This window comes from Nonomuraea sp. NPDC003709 (genome assembly GCF_040610775.1).
GTDB lineage: Bacteria > Actinomycetota > Actinomycetes > Streptosporangiales > Streptosporangiaceae > Nonomuraea > Nonomuraea angiospora_A.
Window position 1 is genome coordinate 250,214 of sequence record NZ_JBEXMW010000011.1, and the last position, 19,121, is coordinate 269,334.

Here is a 19,121-nt window from a genome sequence, read left to right on the forward strand (position 1 = left end):
ATGCGGGTCGCGGAGAGCCTCAACCGGGCGCTGCACGAGGTGCTGGCCGAGGATCCGTCCGTGCGGGTGCTCGGCGAGGACGTGCTCGACCCGTACGGCGGGGCGTTCAAGATCACGAAAGGGCTGTCCAGCCGTTTCCCTGGCCGGGTGCTGGCCACCCCGATCAGCGAGAACGGCATCGTCGGCGTGGCCGGTGGCCTGGCCCTCGCGGGCGGCAAGGCCATCGTCGAGATCATGTTCTCCGACTTCGTGGCCCTGGCCTTCGACCAGATCGTGAATTTCGCCAGCAAGTCGGTCTCCATGTACGGCAGGCCGCTGCGGCTGCCGCTGATCGTGCGCTGCCCGTCCGGGGGCGGTCGCGGCTACGGCCCCACGCACAGCCAGAGCCTGCAGAAGCACTTCATCGGCGTCCCTGGTCTCGCGGTGTACGAGGTGTCCCCCTTCGACGACCATCGCGAGCTGTTCGGCGAGATGCTCGCGCGCGGCGAGCCGTGCCTGCTGTTCGAGGACAAGATCCTCTACACCCGGCAGCTCTTCGGCGGCGGGGTCGCGGACGATCTGTTCCAGTACGACGTGCTGCCCGGGGCCGGCGGGGTGGCCAGGGTGTACGTGGACGATCCCGAGCAGGCCGACTGCGTGATCATCGCGCCGGGCGGGCTGGCGCACCGGGCCCTGGCCGCGATGCGCACGCTGCTGCTGGAGCGGGAGATCTCCTGCCTGCTACTCGTGCCACGGCGCCTGTACCCCTTCGACGTGGCCCCGCTGTCGCCGCTGCTGGAGCGGGCCGGCGCCGTGGTCGTCGCCGAGGAGAGCACCGCGGGCGGCACCTGGGGGGCCGAGGTGGCGCACCAGGTGCACAGCCGGCTCTGGGGGCGCCTGCGGCGTCCCGTGTCCCTCGTCCACTCGGCGGCAAGCGTGATCCCGGCGGCCGCCCATCTCGAGCGTGACGTGCTGGTGCAGGACACCGCCATCGTCCGCGCCGTACAGGAGCTCCTGCCTTGACCGAGCTGCGCGTGCCCAAGCTCAACAACAACGACACCGAGTACCTGCTGGTCGAGTGGCTGGCCGAGGACGGCGCCGGGGTGGTGAAGGGCGATCCGGTGGTGGTCCTGGAGACCTCCAAGGCGGCCGAGGAGCTGATGGCCGAGGCCGACGGCGTACTGCGGCGGACGGCGGAGACCGGCGCCACCTGCCGGCCCGGGGACGTGATCGCGCACATCTCCGACGCCTCGGCACCCCCGCCGCCGGCCGCTGATCCCGGTGCGGCGGCCGAGGGGCCGATCGTCACCGCGCCCGCCCAGGCGCTGATCGACGAGCACGGCGTGGACCCGGCACGGATCCGCGCGCTGGGCAAGAAGCTGATCAAGCGAGCCGACGTGCTGGCCCTGCTGGAAACCGGCACACTGGAAACCGGCACAGGCGACGCGCAGCCGCTGCCGGCCGTTCAGCGGGCCGTGGCCGCCGCGGTCACCCGTTCCCACCAGACGATCCCGGCCGCCTTCACCGCCGTGAAGCTGGACGCCGGCCCCGCCATCGCCCGGGCCCGCGCCCTCAGCAAGGAGGCCAGGGCGCTGATCGGGCTGCCGGAGCTGCTGGTCGCGGCGGTCGCGGCGCTGCACGGGCGGTTCCCGATGTGCTTCGCCGAGCCGGTGGCAGCCGACCCCTTGGCCGTACGCCCCTCGACGGCGCCGAACGTCGGCGTCACCGTGGACGTCGGCAACGGCCTGTACGTCCCGGTGCTGCGCGACGCCGACCGCCTGTCCGTCAAGGAGATCGCGGAGCGGCTCACGGCGTACCGGACGAAGGCGGCACAGGCGGCGTTCCGCGAGGACGACCTGGCGGGCGGGAACATCGTCGTCACCCTGCACACCGACACGGCCGTGCTCCTCGCCGTGCCGATCGTGTTCCCCGGGCAGACGTGCGCGCTGTCGCTGTGCGCGCCGCAGCACGAGTTCGCCCTCGACTCGGCCGGGAACGTCGTGAAACGCACCACGGTCACCCTCGGGCTCGCGTTCGATCACCGCCTCGTCAACGGGCGCGAGGCGGCGATGTTCCTGAACGCCATCCGGAAGACGATCACTCCCTGAGCCCGGACGGCCCGGTCAGGGCGCGCCGCGCGTCCTCCTCGCTCATCGCGTCGATCTCCTCGATCAGCAGGTCCTCGACGGCCTCGGCGAGCTCGGCCACGGTGCCGCAGCCGAACACCACCCGGATCGGCACCTCCACCTCCAGCATCGCCCGCAGCCGCGCCGCGACCCGGGTGGTCATCAGCGAGTGCCCGCCCAGCTCCAGCAGGTCGTCCAGCACGCCGACCCGTTCGAGACCCAGAACCTCGGCCCAGATCTCGGCGACCAGCGCCTCGCTGTCGGTGCGCGGCGCCGTGTAGTCCGTCCCGGTGACCCGGTCCGGCTCGGGCAGCGCGGCCCGGTCGAGCTTGCCCCGGGAGGTGAGCGGCAGCTCCGCCAGCCGTGACCACCGGGTCGGCACGAAGCCCCTCGGCAGCCGGCCCGCGGCGTGCGCGCGCAGCTCGGCCGGGGCGGCGGGGCCGGTGAAGTACGCCACCAGGTCCTCGCCGCGCGCGGCCACGGCCACCTGCCCGGCGCCGGGGTGCTCGCGCAGGGCGGCCTCCACGTCGCCGGGCTCGATGCGCACGCCGCGCACCTTGACCTGGTCGTCCAGGCGGCCCAGGAACTCCAGCTGCCCGTCCGAGCGCCACCGCGCCCGGTCACCGGTGCGCAGGCGCCGGGCCCCGGGCTCGCCGTACGGGTCGGGCTCGAAGGCGGCGGCGGTGCGGCGGGGCAGCCCGGCATATCCGCGGGCCACCCCGGCGCCGCCGATCGCCAGCTCGCCCGCCGCGCCCGGCGGCACCGGCTCCCCCCGGGCGTCCAGCACCCGCACCGACGTGGCCGACAGCGGCCGGCCGATCGGCGGGCGCCCGCCGGGGTCGGTCCCGTCCAGCTCGGCCCAGGTAGCGATGACCGTGGCCTCGGTGGGCCCATACGTGTTGACCAGCCGGGCCCCGGGCCCCTCACGATGCCATCGGGTGATGGCCGCCCCGTCGGCCTGCTCGCCGCCGAGGATCACCAGCCGCAGCGCGGGCGGCCAGGCCACCTCCGAGGGTGACTCGACGAGCCGGTGCCAGTACGCGGTCGGCAGGTCCAGCACGGTGATCCGGTGCCCGTCCGGCCCGGCCAGCAGGTCGGGCAGGCTCGCGGGGCCGTCCGGCAGCGGCATCACCGTCGCCCCGGACGCGAGCGCCGGGAAGATCTCCTCGACGTGGGTGTCGAAGCTCAGCGACGCGAACTGCACCACATGGTCCCCGGGCCCCAGGCCGTACTCCCGCCGCATCCATCCGACCCTGGCCGCCACCGAACGATGCTCGACGAGCACCGCCTTGGGCAGCCCGGCGGACCCCGAGGTCGTCATCACGTAGGCGATTCCCTTCACCGGCCCCCTGGCCGCGCTCCCGTCGGCCACGGCGCGCACCCGGTCCTCGCCGATCAGCCAGGCGGCGCCCGCGGCGGCCATGGCGTCGGCGTGCCGGGCGGGCGGGTCGGCGGGGTCCAGCGGCAGGTACGCGGCGCCCGCCCGCCACACGCCCAGCAGCGCCGCGATCACCTCGGCGGACGGGGCCAGCCGCACGGCCACCACGTCGCCCTCCCGGACGCCGCTCTCCCGCAGGGTGCCGGCGAGCGCGCCGGCCTGGTCCCAGAGGGCCGCGTACGAGACCACCTGATCGCCGCAGCGCACGGCCACGGCCTCCGGCGTCCGGCGCACCACGTCCGCCACCAGCTCCAGCACCCCGTCCGCGACCGGCTCGGCGGGACCGTCGGCCAGCTCGGCCATCGCCTTCTCGTCCCGCTCGGTCCACGCGGGCAGCCGCGAGATCGGCGTGTCCGGCCTGGCCACGGCCCCGGCCAGCAGCGTCAGGTAGCGCTCGGCGATCGTCGCCACCTCGCCGGCCTCGAACACCGCGCCGTCGTAGCCGAAGCAGATGGCCAGCTCCTCCCCCGCCGGCCAGACCTCCACCAGCAGGTCCACCACGATCTGCTCGTGGCGTCCCTCGAAGTCAGACACCCGGACCCCGCCGTACGCCCGGTCCTGCCCGGCGGCGTAGTCCTGCATGATGAACACGGTCGGCAGCAGCGTCTCGACGCCGCGCGCCAGCCGCTCCAGCAGCGGCGCGGGCCGGCCCATCGCGTCCAGCACCACCCCTTTGACCCGCCCGAGCAGCTCGGCGAACGTCGGATCGCCCGCCAGGTCGCCGCGCAGCGGGAGGGTCTGGGTGAGGTAGCCGACCATCCGCTCCAGCTCGACCCGGTCCCGCCCGGCGACCACGGTGCCGACCACCAGGTCGTGCTGCCCGCTGTGCCGGAACAGCAGCGCCTGGTAGGCCGCCATGAGCACCATGAACGGGGTCGCCCGGTGGGCCACGGCCAGCCGCTCCACCTCCGCGAGGTGCCGCGCGCCCAGCCGTACCCAGTGATGGCCGCCCTCCCGGACGGCCGCGCGCGCTCCCGGGCGGGCGAAGGGCAGCTCGGTGACCGGCGGCGCGGCCAGCGCCCCGGTCCAGTACGGCATGGCCTTGTCCGCCCTGCGCCGCTGCCAGCGGGCGTAGTCGCTGGACCGGATGGGCAGATCGGGCAGGCGGGCGGGGCGGCCCTCCACGGCGGCGGCGTAGTGCTCGCCCAGGTCGTCGAGCATGATCTCCAGGGAGTGCCCGTCGGCCAGGATGTGGTGCAGCGTCACGCACAGCACGTGATCGTCCGGGGCGACCTCGATGACGGCGACCCGCAGCGGGACGCCCGCGGCCAGGTCGAAGGCGGCGTTGGTGCGCTCGGCGACCAGCGCGCCCACCTGCTCGCCAGCCGCCGCCAGCCACTCGATCGGCGGCGCCCAGCCGGCCGGCCCGGCCACCGCCCAGGGCGTGCCGTCCTCCTCGGCGAAGGCGGTGCGCAGGCTCTCGTGCCTGGCCACGAGCGCGCCGACGGCGACGGTGAACGCGTCGCGGTCGAGGGGGCCGCGCAGGCGTCGTACCAGGTACATCGTGTACGAGGCGTCGCCGGGCTCCAGCCGCTGGAGCATCCAGAGCCGTTCCTGCGCGGGCGACAGCGGCGCCCTCATGACCCGGCCGCCAGGTCGTCGAACAGCCCCTGGAGCTCCTCGGCGCTCAGGCCGTCGAGCTGGTCGCGCAGCGCGGCGACGTCGGCCAGGCTGAGCTCGGCGTCGTCCAGGTCGTCGAGCCGGGCGGCGAACCCGGCGATCGTCGGACGCTCGAACAGCACGACGATCGGCACCTCGAGGCCGTACCTGGCCTGGACCCTGGCGATGATCTGCGTGGCGGCCAGGGAGTGGCCGCCGAGCTCGAAGAAGTCGTCGTCGGCGCCGATGGGCTCGGTGGCGCCGAGCACCCCCGCCCAGATCTCGGCGAGGTCGGACTCGACCCCGGCGGCCGGGGCGCGGAAGGCGGCGGTGCCGGGGCGCGTCCAGGACGGGGTGGGCAGGGCGGCGCGGTCGAGCTTGCCGTTGGGGGTGAGCGGCAGGGACGTCAGGGTCGTGTGCCGGACCGGGATCATGTAGTCGGGGAGCGAGGCGCGCAGTCGTTCGCGCAGCGCGGCCCAGTCCACGGCCTGCTCCCGCGGGACCAGGTAGGCCACCAGCCGCCCGTCGCGGACGGCGGCCGCGGCGTCCCTGACCTCGGCGGCCGATCGCAGGGCGGCCTCGATCTCGCCCAGTTCGATGCGGAATCCGTGGACCTTGACCTGCTGGTCGGCGCGGCCGAGGTACTCCAGCCGGCCGGCGGGCGTGATCCTGGCCAGGTCGCCGGTGGCGTACATGCGGGCGCCGGGGACGCCGGCGTACGGGTCGGGCAGGAAACGCGCGGCCGTCTGACCGGGCAGCCCGTGGTATCCCCGGGCGACCCCCGCGCCGCCGATGTGCAGCTCGCCGGCCTCCCCGTCGGCGACCGGCGTCCCGTTCCCGTCCAGCAGGTGGAGCGAGGTCCGCCCGATGGGCGAGCCGAGATCCACGGCCTCGGGTCCCGGCCGCACCCGGCCGGCCGTGGACCACACGGTGGTCTCGGTGGGGCCGTACACGTTCCACAGCTCGGCGCCGTCGGCCGCCAGCGCGTCCGCGAGATCGCGGGGCAGCGCCTCCCCGCCGCACAACCGGGTCCTGATCGTCGCGGGGACCCCGCCGGACTCCAGCAGGATCCGCCAGCCCGCCGGCGTCGCCTGCATGATCGTGACCCCCTCGGCGACGGCCCGTTCGCGCAGCGCCCACCCGTCGGAGACCTCCCCGGTGGCCGCGATCACCACCCGGCCGCCCGTGAACAGGGGCAGCAGCAGCTCCAGGACCGAGATGTCGAACGACAGCGTGGTGACGGCCAGCCACCGGTCCTCCGGCCCGATCGGCAGCAGCTCGGCGAACGACTCCAGCAGGTTCGCCACGGCCCGGTGCGGCACCGCCACCCCCTTCGGGCGGCCGGTGGAGCCCGAGGTGAACATCAGGTACGCCAGCCGGTCCCCATCGGCCGCGACCCCGCCGGACGGGGCGGGAGCGCCGGTCAACGGCCTGCCCCCGGGCGAGAGCGTGACGACGGCGGGAACGCCGTCCAGCAGTGCGGGATCGACGCCCGCCTGGGTCAGCACCAGGCCGATGCCGGCGTCCTGGCGCATCATGCGCAGCCGTCCGGCGGGGAAGGCCGGATCCAGCGGCACGTACGCACCGCCCGCCGTCCACACGGCGAGCATCGCCACGAGCATCCCGGTGGTCCGCTCCATGCACAGCCCCACGGGCGTCTCGGGGCCGACGCCGTGCCCGCGCAGCACGGCGGCCAGGTCCTCGACGCGCCGGTGCAGCTCCCGGTAGGTCACCTGGCCGTCGGAGCCGGTCACGGCCACCGCGTCGGGCGCCTTGTCCAGCCACCGCCATATCGTGCCCACCGTCCCGTTCGCGGCACTGCGCGAGGGCGGCGTCGTGTCGTCACTCAACGTCGGTATCGCCTTTCAGTTTCGCAGGCTGAGCGGGCGCATGTCCGTCCAGACGGTCTCGATGTGGCCCAGGCACTCCTCCTGGGTGCCCGCGAACCCCGCGTCGGACCAGCCGGGCGGCAGTTCGCGATCCGCGGCCCAGACGGAGTACTGCTCCTCGTGGTTGACGACCACGCGCATCTCGGCACTCACGTGTTCTCCTCGCTGACCAGTAGCGTCTCGACCTCGCGCAGCGTCGCCTCGATCGCCTCCCGGGGCAGGAGGGCGGTGTCGGCGAGCAGGTCCAGCCGGCAGGTGTGGGTGGCGGGCCCGGCGGTGCAGAACACCTCGGCGTCCACCTCCGGCCAGGCCCCCACCGGGAAGATCCGGCCGGGGGTCGCGGGCGGGTTCGGCGGCAGGTTGGGCCAGCCCCCGGCGACCCGTACGTCGTTGAAGTAGGCAGTGGGCGGCGGCCCGGTCTCCTCGATCAGCGCCCGCTGGCCGGCCGGGTCGTAGCGGGCGTGCCGGTACGCCGCCAGCACCCCCCGGTGCGCGGCCCGCACCACCTCGGCGAGCGGCTGGCCCGGGACCACGTCCAGGACGAAGATCCCGTCCTGGACGAGGGTGGCCACCATGGGCGCCAGCCGGGGATCGTGCCGGTTGCCCACGATGAGCTGCAGCGCGACCGTGCCGCGGCCGGTCAGCCGGGACAGCAGCGTCGCGTACGCCCCGAGCAGCACGCTGCTCGTGCTCACCCCCCAGCGCGCGGCCAGCCCGGTGGCCGCCGCGCCGAGCGCCGCCGACTCCATGCCGAGCTTGACGAACCTGGGCTCCTCGGGCCTGCCCGGCGGCGTGGCGAACAGCGGGCGCGGCATCCGTTCCAGCGCCGCCCGCCAGTACCTGAGCGCCCGCTCGCCGCGCGCCGCGCCCTCGGGCGAGCGTTCCTCCGCGGCCAGGTCGAGCGGCTGCGGGACGTCCTGGGGCAGCGGCTCCCCGGACAGCAGCCGCGGCCACTCGCCGGCGATGACGTCGAGCGCCCGCCCGTCCACCGCCATGTGCGTGAACGCGAACGCCACCGCGCGCGGCCTGCCGCCGTCCATGACGACGGCGCAGCGCACCGGCAGCTCGTCGGCGTAGTCGAAGCCCTTGACCGCGAGCTCGGCGGCGATCTCCCCGGCCAGCACCCTGGGCCGGGAACCGGCGGCGTCGACCAGCTCGACCGTCAGCCGGCCCTGCCCGGCGACCCGCTGCACCATGCCGGTCTGCTCCGCGTCGGGGAGCCAGTTCGTCCGCAGGCTCTCATGCCGTCCGAGCAGCCGCGCGAGGCCGGCGAGCACCGCCGGCAGGTCGGGCTTGCCGTGCACCGGCAGGGCCCACGGCATGTTGAAGTACGGGTCGCCAGGGGGCAGCCACTCCGTGAGCCGCCAGATCGCCCGCTGGCCCCAGGTGAGCGGCCCCTGGCCGGACCTGGCGCCGGTGAACTCGACCGTCACGGGTCCGATCCCGGGGCCGATCATGACGGGCGGCCCGCGAACCGGGACAGGTGGTCGACCAGCCCGTCGAGCGTGTCGAGGCTGCCGTCGAACTCGATGTCGAAGCCGAACGCCTCCTCGATCGCGTCGATCAGCCGGATGTAGCCCAGCGAGGTGAGGCCGAGCGCCGTCAGCGAGCAGTCGGCCGCCAGCACCTCCGCCGCGGTGAGCTCGCCGTCGCTGGCCTGGGCCACCAGCGCGGCCACGCGCTCCCTCAACATGCCTGCTCCCGAAGGCGGGCGACCTCCGCCGCGATGCTCGTCGCGGTGGCGTCGTCGATGAACACCTCGAAGGAGAGCTCCACGCCGTACCGCTCCCGGGCCCTGGCCATGATCTGGGTGATCGTGAGGGAATGGCCGCCGAGATCGAACAGGTCGTCGTCGGGTTCCACGTCGTCCAGTTCGAGCTCCTTGGCGAAGATGGCCTGAATCTCCCGTACGAGCTCGGCGGCCACCGGCCCGCCCGCTCCCTTGTCGGCAGTGATCACGGACGCCGCCGGCACGGGGGCGGGCAGCGGCAGCCGGTCCAGCGGCGCGTCCGGGTCCGCGGCGACCGCCGCCAGCAGCGCGGCGAAATCCTCGCGGATCCGCTCGGCCCCCGCCGGGTCGAGGAGCGCCGGGTTGTACTGCAGCCGCGCCGCCGTGCCCGCCGGGTCGTCGACGATCTGCAGGTGGAGGGTGTTGCGCACCCAGCCGTTGAACATCATCCACTCCACCGACGCGCCCAGCCCGGGGAACAGCGGGCCCGTCTCGGGCCGCCGGCGGTAGCTGAGCGACACGGGGGTGAGCGCGGCGCGCGGGCCGATCCCGTCCACGGCCCTGGCCAGCGGAACCTCGCGGTGCCGGTACAACCGCCGCAGCTCGACCCGCAGGCTCCGCGCGAACTCGCCGAACGTGCCCGCCTCCGGCGCCCCGATCACGGGCAGCTCGTTGACGAAGGCGCCCACGTGGTCCCGGCTCCGCTCGGTCCGCGTGGACAGATCCACGCCGACCGCGGGCCGCGCGTTGCCGTACGCGCGCAGCAGCGCGACGAACGCGGCCAGCACCGCCTCGAAACGGGTGACCTCGAGTCGCCCGGCGAGCCCGCCGAGGTCCTCGACGACGAAGTCGAGGGCGCAGCCGGGCGCCGCGGCCACGGACACGCCGGTCAGGCCGGGCAGGTGCAGCTCCCGCTGGTCCTGCCACCGGTCCTGCCAGTAGCGCCGCGCGTCCGGCAGCGCGTCCGCCAGCCTGACCTGCTGCTGGACCGTGACCTCCGGGTGCGTCAGCACCAGCGGCGCCGGCGCCGCGCCCCCGTACCAGGAGGCCAGGTCCCGCAGCAGGATGTCCTTGGACTCCCCGTCGAACACCGCGTGATGGGCCTGGAACAGCAGCACGTGCCGCTTGGCGTCCTCCCGGATCAGCGTGAACCGCGCCGCGGGGGCTTCCCCCGGATCGACCGGCCCGGCCAACTCCTCCTCAAGGTCGCCGCCTTCGCGCATCGGCGGCACCCCGTGGGGGACCACCCGCAGCTCACCGCCGTCCTCGGCGAGCACGCCGCCCAGCACGGGGTGCCTGCGCGCCACCTCCTCACACGCCTCCCGCAGGGCCAGCACGTCGAGCGGCCCGTCCAGCCACACGGCCAGCGGCATGTGAAAGGCCCGCCCGGCGACCCCGGCCCGCTCGGTGAGCCACATCCCCTGCTGCGCAGGGGAGGCCGGCCACGATCCGGTCATCTCCCGCCTTCTTTCTCCACAGCGCCTGTTTCCATAGAGCCTGTTTCCATCACGGAGTCCGCCTGCTTCAGCAGATCGCGCAGGCCGGACTTGACGACCTTGCCCGAGTGGTTCCGGGGCAGGTGGTCCACGAAGATCACTCGTGTCGGCAGTTCGTGCGCGGCCAGCCGGGTCATGAGAAAGGCCCGCAGCTCCGTCACGCGCGGCGCCCGCGAACGGGGCACGACGGCCGCGGCCAGCACGGTGCCCAGCACGGGGTGCGGCACGCCGGTGACCGCCGCCTCGGCCACGTCCGGGTGTTCGTGCAGCGCCGCCTCCACCTGCAGGGTCGACGCCTTGTACGCCCCGGACTTGACGACGTCGCTCTCCCGGTCGACGAGATACAGGTAGCCGTCCGCGTCGAGATAGCCCAGATCGCCCATCCGCACCCACCCGTCGCGGAAGGTGTGCGCGCTGGCCTGCCGGTCCCGGTAGTACGAGCGCGCGGCGGCGGGAGAGCGCAGCCAGATCTCCCCCGTCTCCCCGGCCGCCAGCGGCGTGCCGTCGGGGCCGGTGATCCTCAGCCCGCTGCCGAGCGCCGGCCGGCCCAGGGCGGCGGGCCGCGACGGGTCGTAGATCATGACGGTCTGGGCGGGCGCCGCCTCGGTCGAGGTGTAGTAGTTCGTCACTGTCGCCTTGGGGAAGGCCGCCGCCAGCCGCGCGCACAGCGCCGCCGGCAGCGCCGAGGCCGCCGACCCGAGCAGGACCACGCCGGAGAAGTCGTGCCGCTCGTGCAGCCCGGCGTTGAGCAGTTCCAGGGCCATCGCCGGCACCAGGAACACCGTCCCCACCCGCCGCGACTCGATCAGCCTGGCGAACCTGCCCGGGGTGAACCGCGCCGGCGTCAGCACCGACGGCCGCGCGTCCAGCGCGTTGATCAGCATGGCCTGGCCGGCGTTGGTGCCGATCGGAAAGGCGTGCAGCAGCAGCCGCGAATGCCCGAACCTGCGGCGATTGGCCCGGGTGGCGCTGCCGTAGGTGAGGTTGGCGTGGGTGGCCGCCACCGCCTTGGGCCTGCCCGTGGTGCCGGAGGTGTAGAGGATCTGCGCCAGATCCGCCGGCCCCGGCGGCTCGGGTTCGCGCGAGCCGGGCTCCAGCTCGGCCGGCACGGCGCTCCAGTACCCGCCGTCCGGCGGCGCGGCCGGCCCTTTGCCGGCATGCAGCACGCCGGTCGCCGAGCAGTGCTCCAGCATGTACGCCACCTCGGCCGGCGCGAACCGGTCGGAGATCGGCACGGCCACCCCGCCGGCCAGCTGTACGGCGCAGTAGGTCACGGCGAAGCCGGTCCAGTTCTCGGCCCCGAACAGCAACCCCACGCGGTCGCCCCGCCGCACGCCACGCCGGACCAGCCCGCGCGCCAGCGAGTCCACCTGCGCGTGCCAGTCCGCGAAGGTCAGCGTGCCGCCCCCGGCGACCTCCAGCGCGACCCGCTCGGGCTCCTCCGCGGCCCGCCTGGCGAGCAGCTCCGGAACGATCACCACTCGCCTCCCGCACACCGCCGCAGCTCCCGTACGATCACCACTCGCCTCCCGCACGCCGCCGCAGCTCCCGCACGATCACGACTCGCCTCCCGCACACCGCCGCAGCTCCCGCACGATCACGACTCGCCTCCCGCACGCCGCCGCAGCTCCTCGATGCCGACGAGATCGTCGGGCAGCGCGTCGGGCACCTCGCGATCGAAGCGCGCGAGCACCCGCACGCGCATCGCGCACACCGCGATCAGCGCGATGGCCAGCCCGAAGACCACGTACATCAGCCCGATCCCGCGCCCCTCCCCCGTCCCGAGCAACGCTCCCGCCGTCGCGGCCAGCGGCCCGTCCGGCGCCATCAGCGGCTCCAGCACCGTCGCCCCGTACGGCGCCACCAGCCCGAACCCGATCGGCAGCGTGGACCAGGCGACGAGCGTGTTGAGCGCGATGACCCGCCCGTGGAACCGCTGCGGCACCTTGACCTGGATGATCGTCGCGTACACGCCGTTGAGCAGCGTCAGGCACAGCGACATCCCGAACGCCCCCGCGGCGATCGCCACGAGATCCGCCCGTACGCCGACGACCACGCAGAACCCCGCCAGCGCGAGCGTGAACAGCAGCACCCCGCGCAGCCGCCCCCGGCGCGGCCCGCCCCACACGGCCATCAGCAGCCCGCCGGCCAGCACGCCGATCCCGCCCGCCAGCGACACCCGCCCGACGTCCTGCAGCGTCGCGAACGACAACACCAGCGGCGAGATCATCAGGAACAGCGGCGACAGGAACACGTTCAGGACGGCGAAGAACACCAGCATCCCGCGGAAGCCCCGGTTCCCCCAGGTCAGCCGCCAGCCGCCGGCGATCTCCGCCATGACCGTCTCGCGCCGCCGCCAGGCCATGCTCCGGGGGAACCGGACCGTCAGCACGACCGCGGCCGCGAACACGTACGACAGCACGTCGACGACGAGGATGCCCTCCAGCCCGATGACCGCCATCAGCCCGACCGCCACCAGCGGCACCGCCACCTGGGCCGTGCCGGTGACGAGCTGCACCACCCCGTTGGCGTGGCCCAGGAAGCGTTTGGGGACGAGTTGCGGGATCGCCGAGGCGTACCCGAACCGCTGGAAGGTCAGCGCGACCGACAGCAGCGCGAGCAGCGGGTAGACGTGCCAGATCTCCAGGTTGCCGGTCCACAGCAGCACCCCGAGGACCAGCTGCACGCCGCCCGCGGTGACGTCGCCGGCGAGCATCACGGCGCGCCGGTCGTGCCGGTCCACGATGGCCCCGGCCAGCGGCGCGACCAGCATGCCGGGCAGCAGCCCGAGCACCGCGAACAGCGCGAAGTTCGCCAGCGATCCGGTGGTCGTGTAGATCCACAGCGGCACGGCGAACTCGGTCAGCGCCGACCCCAGGATCGACACCAGCTGCCCGGCCGCGACCAGCGCGAACCGCCCCATGCCCGGCCGGGCCCGGCGTTCCTCCGCGGGGGCCGGGGAGTCTCCGGAGGACACGCCGTCCAGCCACCACGTGGATCGCGGGGTGCGTGCCAGCGGCTCGGTCCGCCCCTCGGCGATGGCGCGGTGCGTGCCGGTCACGATGGCCGCCAGTTCCTCCGCCCGATATTTCAGGAAGAAGTGGCCGGCCTCGTCCAGCACGACCAGGGCCGTCAGCTCCGACAGCACGTGCCATTCGCGGTAGCGCTCCTGGTAGAACTCCATCGCCGGGTCACGCTCGCCGGCCAGCGCGATCACCGGCGCCCGCAGCGGGGCCGCAGCCTCTTCGAACATGTGGGTGAAGTACCGCTCCGCCTGCCGGGTGCCGCGCCGCCGGTTGCGGACCATGAGGTCGAGCTGGTCGCGCCCGACCTCCTCCACGTCCAGGCCGGCGGAACGCAGGTCGTTGATCCAGGCCTGGTCGCCGCGGATGCGCTCCATGAGCTCGGTCAGGCCCGAGAGGCGGCCGCGGGGGCGGGCGAAGGGGAAGACACCGCCGAGGTAGACCGCCTCGACCTCGCGGCCGGCGTCCTCCAGCCTGCGGGCGATCTCCGCGGCCAGCATCACACCGAGGCCGCAGTGGCCGTACAGGGTGACGGGGCCCTCGATGCCGTCGAGGATCTCCTGTACGCACCCGTCGGCGACCTCGTCCAGCGGCCGGGACTCCTCGCCCAGCTCGTGCCCGGGCACGGCGATCGAGTAGAGCGCCCAGTCGGCCGGCAGCGCGTCGGCCAGCGGCTGGTAGATGACCGCGCTGCCGCCCCCGTACGGCGCGCAGACCAACGTCGAGGTGGCCGTCCTGGCGGGGGTGAGCCGGTGCAGCAGGTGGCGCGGGCCGTCGCCGTCCGACTCCAGCAGCGCGGCCAGCTCGCGTACGGTGCGATGCTTGAACAGGTCGAGCACGGTGACGGTACGCTCCGGCAGCTCCTGCCTGAGCCGGGCCACCACCCGCATGGCCAGCAGGGAGTGGCCGCCGAGCTCGAAGAAGTCGTCCGTGGCGCCGACCTCGGCGGCACCGAGGAGTTCGGCCCACACGGCGGCGACCGTCCGTTCCGCAGCAGATTGCGGTGGCTCGAACCGGCCGGTCGTCTCCGGCGCCGGGTCGGGCAGGGCGGCCCGGTCCACCTTGCCGTGCGACTTCAGCGGCGGCGGCTCGTCCAGCCACACGTACCGGGCGGGGATCATGTAGTCGGGCAGCCGCTCGGCCAGCCACGTCCGCATCTCGGCGGCCTCCGGCCGGGCCTCGCCGCACTCGGCGAGGAGGTAGGCCACGAGGAGACCGCCGCGCATGTCGGCGATCGCCGACGTCACGCCGGGATGCCGGCCGAGCACCGACTCGACCTCGGCCAGCTCCACCCGGTAGCCGCGGATCTTCACCTGCAGGTCGCGGCGGCCGAGGAACTCCAGGTTCCCGTCGGGAAGGTGGCGGGCCAGGTCGCCGGTGCGGTACATGCGAGCGCCGGGCGGCCCGTACGGGTCGGGCAGGAACCGTTCCGCGGTCAGGGCGGGGCGGTCGAGATAGCCTCTGGCCAGCCGATCCCCGCCGAGGTACAGCTCCCCCGCGACGCCGATCGGCACCGGCTCCAGATGCTCGTCCAGCACGTACGCCCGAGCCCCCGGCAGCGGCCTGCCGATGGGCAGCGTGGTGGTCGTGCCGCCGGTGCCCTCGACCGGATAGGTGGTGACGCCGACCGTCGCCTCGGTCGGGCCGTAGTGGTTGACGACCCGGCAGCGTCCGGACGCGGCCAGCTCCTCCGCCCAGTCGCGGGGCGCCGCCTCGCCGCCGAGGATCAGCAGCTTGCGCGGCAGCACGTCGGCCTGCAACGCGGCCAGATGGGACGGGGTGATCTTGAGATAGTCGATGCCGGCGTCCCGGACGTACTCGGCCAGCTCGTGCCCCGCCGTGCGCGGCGGGATGATGTGCAGCGTGCCGCCGGTCATCAGGCACGCGTAGAAGACCGTCACCCCGAAGTCGAAGGCCAGCGACTGCAGCAGCCCGTACGAACCGCCGGGTTCGATCCCCAGCCGCTCCCGCAGGCCCGCGAGATAGGCCAGCGCCTGCCGGTGCTGGATCGCGACGCCCTTGGGCCTCCCGGTCGTGCCCGAGGTGTAGATGACATAGGCCAGGTCGTCGGGGGTCACGTCCTGAGGGACCGGCGCCTCGTCACCGTCGGGCTCGTCGAGGCCCACCGTGAGCAGGCCGTCGGGCAACCGCTCCCTGGAGGACGAATCGGTCACCGCGATCCGTACCCCGGCGTCCTGGACCACGTACGCCAGCCGCTCGGGCGGATGCTCCGGATCCAGCGGCAGGTACGCGGCCCCCGCCTTGAGCACGCCGAGCACCGCCACGGCCAGTCCGGCCGACTGCTCCAGGCACAGCGCCACCCGTTCCCCGGGCCCGGCGCCGAGGGCCCGCAGCCGCCGGGCCAGCCGGTCGGCGCGGATGCCGAGCTCGCCGTACGTGAGCGAGGCCTCCCCCGCGACCACCGCGACCGCCGCGGGATCCTGCCCGGCGACGACCTCCTGCAGCAGCCCGATCCCGGCGGGCGGCGCCGGCTCGGCGGCCCCGAGGGCCAGCACGCGCCGCCGCTCGTCCGGGCTCAGCAGCGGCAGCCGGGAGATCGGCAGCCCGTAGTCGGCGACCGCCGCCCGCAGGAGCGTCTCCAGGCATTCCGCCAGCCGCCGCGCCGTGTCCTCCCGGAACAGCGCGGTGCTGTACGTGAGCTGCCCGTGCAGCCCGCCGCCGCCCTCGAAGAGGTAGAGCGCCAGGTCGAACCGGCTGGCCACGGTCGGGATCGGATACGGCTCCGCGCCCAGCCCGGAGGTGTCCAGGGTCCGGCCGCGGTAGTTCTGCAGCGCGAACATGGTCTGGTAGACCGGCGTGCGGCTGACGTCCCGCTCCACGGCCAGCTCGGTGACGAGCCGGTCGAACGGCAGCGCCTGATGCGCGAAGGCGTCCAGGGTGGAGTCGCGGACCCGGCCGAGCAACTCGCCGAAGGTCGGGTCGCCGCGCAGGTCGGCCCGGAGGGCCAGGGTGTTGATGAACGGCCCGACGACCGTCTCCAGCTCGGGCAGCTCCCGCCCGGACACCGGCGACCCCACCGCGAAGTCGTCCTGCCCGGCGAACCGGCCGAGCAGCACCTGGAAGGCGGCGAGCAGCGTCATGTACGGCGTGGCCCGGTGCGCCTTGCCCAGCTCCGCGATCGACGCGGTGAGGGCGGGGTCCACGACGACGTCCACGGCGGCGCCGTCCCAGCGCTGCTCGGCGGGCCGGGGCAGGTCGGTCGGCAGCTCCAGGGCGGGCACCCCGTCCAGCTTGGACACCCAGTAGCGCACGTCGTCGTCGAAGGTCCGGCCGCGCTGCCAATGCGCGTAGTCGCCGAACTGCAGCGGCACCGGCGCCGGTTCCCGGCCCGCGTGCAGCGCCAGCAGCTCCTGGAACAGGATGTCGCACGACCAGCCGTCGGTGATCGCGTGGTGCATGGTGAGCAGCAGCACGTGCTCGCCGGGAGCCGAGCGCACCAGCAGGGCGCGCAGCAGCGGCGGGCGGGCCAGGTCGAACGGCCGGACCAGCTCCCGGTCGATCTCGCCGGGGTCGTCGGTGACGCGGAACTCCACGACCGGCTCCTCGGCGACCACCGCCTCCGGGCGGCCGTCCGGGGTGGTGACCAGGCTGGTACGCAGGCTCTCGTGCCGCCGGGTGAGCTCTGTCAGGGCCCTGGCCAGGGCGTTCTCGTCGAGGTCGCCGGTGAGCCGGACCGCGAACGGCACGGTGTAGGCGGCCGTGCCTGGGGCGTACTGCTCAAGGAACCACAAGCGCTCCTGCATGGCCGACGGCGGCGGCGCGGTGCCGGGGTCACGGCGGGGAACACTGACCTTGGTGCCGCGCGCCCGAAGGCGACGCTCCAGCAGGGCCTGCTTGGCCGGTGAAAGGGAGCTCCTGGTCACGCGTCTTTCTCCTCGGAACACGCGGTGGTGCACGTACACGTACGGAGGTCCGCGGCGATGACGCGGATGTGCTGCAGCCGGAACGGCGAAGCCTGATGAGGCCGTGGGAACGCTCCCACGAGGGAGGCTAGGTTTCGGCTCCTTCGAGGTCAAGGGCTAGATCCGCATTTCCGAATGCCCAGCGTGGTCTAACAAGAACAATTCGCGATGTGCGCACGTCGCACCCATGTTTCCGTTAGCTCTGTCTTTCGGGTCCTTGACAGCTCGGAAACATTTTCGTCATATATCTGGGAGCGCTCCCACAGCGTGTCATCATCTCTGACCTGCGCCTGCAAGGAAGCCGAGCGCCTCCGCCCTTTGACCGCGCGTCAAAGGCGGAGATCCTGCCGTGAACCCCTTGCCCAGAATGAGGTTCTGGAAGCAGGGTTGGGCCCATGATTATCGAGTACGCCGAGCGCGTGTGGCGCGGCGAATCGGACGACAGCGTCGTGGACGCGGGCCTGCAGGGCAAGGGTGTTCAGCCGATCGCCGACGGTGTCGGCTGGTGGCCGGGGTTCGGCAATGCGACCGCGTTCGAGACCGAGGGCGAGCTGGTGCTGTTCGACACGAGCAGCGCGTTCTCGGCGGCGAAATTGCACGAGGACGTACGGGCCTGGACACGGGCGCCATTGACCACGGCGTTCTACTCGCACGGGCACGTCGACCATGTCTTCGGGACGGGGCCGTTCGAGGAATCGGGGCCTCGGGCCGCGATTTATGCCCATAAAGCGGTTGTTGACCGGTTCGAGCGTTATGTGTTGACAAATGGCTATAACTCGGTGATCAACCAGCGGCAGTTCCAGGCCGCCGGGCTCCACTGGCCCGTCGACTACCGCCGTCCGGACGTGACCTACACCGACGCGCTGACCGTGCGGCGCGGCGGGCTCACGTTCGACCTCGTGCACGCCAAGGGCGAGACCGACGACGGGACCATCGGCTACGTGCGCGAGCACAAGCTGCTGTTGCCCGGCGACCTGTTCCTCTGGGTGACGCCCAATTGCGGCAACCCGCAGAAGGCGCAGCGCTATCCCCGGGAATGGGTGCACGCGTTGCACCGGATGGCCGCCATGGACGCCGAGATCATGCTCCCCGGCCACGGCGCCCCCATCTTCGGCCGCGACCGCATCCGGCAGGCGTTGCTGGAAACGGCCGAATGGCTGGAGTCGCTCATCACGCAGACCCTGCAACTGCTCAACGCGGGCGCCCGGCTCGACGAGATCGTCCACTCCGTGAAGGCGCCGGAGCATCTCGCCGACCGGCCCTATCTGCGGGCGCGTTACGACGAGCCGGAATTCGTCGTACGCAATCTGTGGCGCCTTTACGGCGGCTGGTACGACGGCAATCCGGCCCACCTGAAGCCCGCTCCCGAGGCGATGCTGGCGAAATCGGTCGCGGAACTGGCGGGCGGGGCGCAGGCCCTCGCGGACGCGGCGCTCAAGGCCCTTTCCGAAGGCGATGAGCGGCTGGCCGGGCATCTGGCGGAAATGGCCGCCCTGGCGGCTCCGGACGACGCGGGAGTGCATCGCGTACGCGCGGAGGTCTTTTCCACCAGGGCGGCCGGCGAACTGTCCCTCATGGCAAAGGGCATTTTCGCCTGGGCCGCCGCCGAGTCCCGGAAACGCTCGTAACGGCCTGCCTCCACTCCGGCGGCAGCGGGCCTTTCCTGGGGGCGGCGGACATAGTCCCGTCCCATCGCCCCGGCCGTCGATCCCGTCGTCACGGCCGAGAAACCCACGGCGTGCGCGGCGGTGGCGCGGGCGTGCGGTGGTGGCCGCCGGCCCCGGGGCCGCGCGGGCACCGTCACCCCTCCTGCCCGGCACACCGTCCGGCGGATCAGGAACCCGTCACGACGCGCCACCGGCGGGCCGCATCAACGCCTTCCTCCTGCTCGGCGCCGACCGCTGAGACCTCGCCGCGTC

11 protein-coding genes are annotated in these 19,121 nt (G+C 73.7%); 3 read left to right on the plus strand and 8 right to left on the minus strand.

Annotated elements, in window-relative coordinates; genetic code table 11:
* Complete coding sequence (locus tag ABZX61_RS31880) at positions 1-1,002, plus strand: transketolase C-terminal domain-containing protein (RefSeq protein ID WP_355199833.1); 1,002 nt, start codon at positions 1-3, stop codon at positions 1,000-1,002.
* Positions 999-2,087, plus strand: a complete 1,089-nt coding sequence (locus ABZX61_RS31885; RefSeq protein WP_355199834.1) for a 2-oxo acid dehydrogenase subunit E2 — start codon at positions 999-1,001, stop codon at positions 2,085-2,087. The genes ABZX61_RS31880 and ABZX61_RS31885 overlap by 4 nt, the downstream gene beginning before the upstream one ends.
* Here ABZX61_RS31885 and ABZX61_RS31890 read toward each other — a convergent pair.
* The 8 genes from ABZX61_RS31890 to ABZX61_RS31925 all read right to left on the minus strand — a co-directional run bounded on the left by ABZX61_RS31890 (position 2,077) and on the right by ABZX61_RS31925 (position 17,163).
* Positions 2,077-5,124: an amino acid adenylation domain-containing protein gene (locus ABZX61_RS31890; protein ID WP_355199835.1), complete on the minus strand. Its 3,048-nt coding sequence runs from the start codon at positions 5,122-5,124 to the stop codon at positions 2,077-2,079. The two genes, ABZX61_RS31885 and ABZX61_RS31890, sit on opposite strands and share 11 nt — an antisense overlap.
* A complete protein-coding gene (locus ABZX61_RS31895; protein ID WP_355199836.1) occupies positions 5,121-6,992 on the minus strand; it encodes a non-ribosomal peptide synthetase in 1,872 nt (623 codons plus the stop codon). Before ABZX61_RS31895 ends, ABZX61_RS31890 begins: the two co-directional genes overlap by 4 nt.
* A gap of 15 nt (positions 6,993-7,007) precedes the next feature.
* On the minus strand, positions 7,008-7,172 hold the full coding sequence (locus ABZX61_RS31900) for an MbtH family NRPS accessory protein (RefSeq protein ID WP_350735841.1): 165 nt from the start codon (positions 7,170-7,172) through the stop codon (positions 7,008-7,010).
* Positions 7,173-7,180: 8 nt separating this feature from the next.
* The gene (locus tag ABZX61_RS31905; protein ID WP_355199837.1) at positions 7,181-8,464 is read right to left on the minus strand and encodes a condensation domain-containing protein; all 1,284 of its coding nucleotides are present in this window, start codon (positions 8,462-8,464) and stop codon (positions 7,181-7,183) included.
* Positions 8,465-8,484: 20 nt separating this feature from the next.
* Positions 8,485-8,724, minus strand: a complete 240-nt coding sequence (locus ABZX61_RS31910; protein WP_350735567.1) for a phosphopantetheine-binding protein — start codon at positions 8,722-8,724, stop codon at positions 8,485-8,487.
* Positions 8,718-10,217, minus strand: coding sequence for a condensation domain-containing protein (locus ABZX61_RS31915; protein WP_355199838.1), 1,500 nt, complete (start codon positions 10,215-10,217; stop codon positions 8,718-8,720). The genes ABZX61_RS31910 and ABZX61_RS31915 overlap by 7 nt, the downstream gene beginning before the upstream one ends.
* Entirely contained in the window at positions 10,214-11,734 is a 1,521-nt protein-coding gene (locus tag ABZX61_RS31920; RefSeq protein ID WP_355199839.1) for an AMP-binding protein, read from the minus strand. Before ABZX61_RS31920 ends, ABZX61_RS31915 begins: the two co-directional genes overlap by 4 nt.
* Positions 11,735-11,853: 119 nt before the next feature.
* Positions 11,854-17,163, minus strand: coding sequence for an amino acid adenylation domain-containing protein (locus tag ABZX61_RS31925; RefSeq protein WP_355199840.1), 5,310 nt, complete (start codon positions 17,161-17,163; stop codon positions 11,854-11,856).
* Between the two features lie 434 nt (positions 17,164-17,597).
* Between ABZX61_RS31925 and ABZX61_RS31930 the strand changes: the two genes are divergently transcribed.
* Positions 17,598-18,830, plus strand: coding sequence for an alkyl sulfatase dimerization domain-containing protein (locus ABZX61_RS31930; protein WP_355199841.1), 1,233 nt, complete (start codon positions 17,598-17,600; stop codon positions 18,828-18,830).
* Positions 18,831-19,121 lie beyond the last annotated feature (291 nt).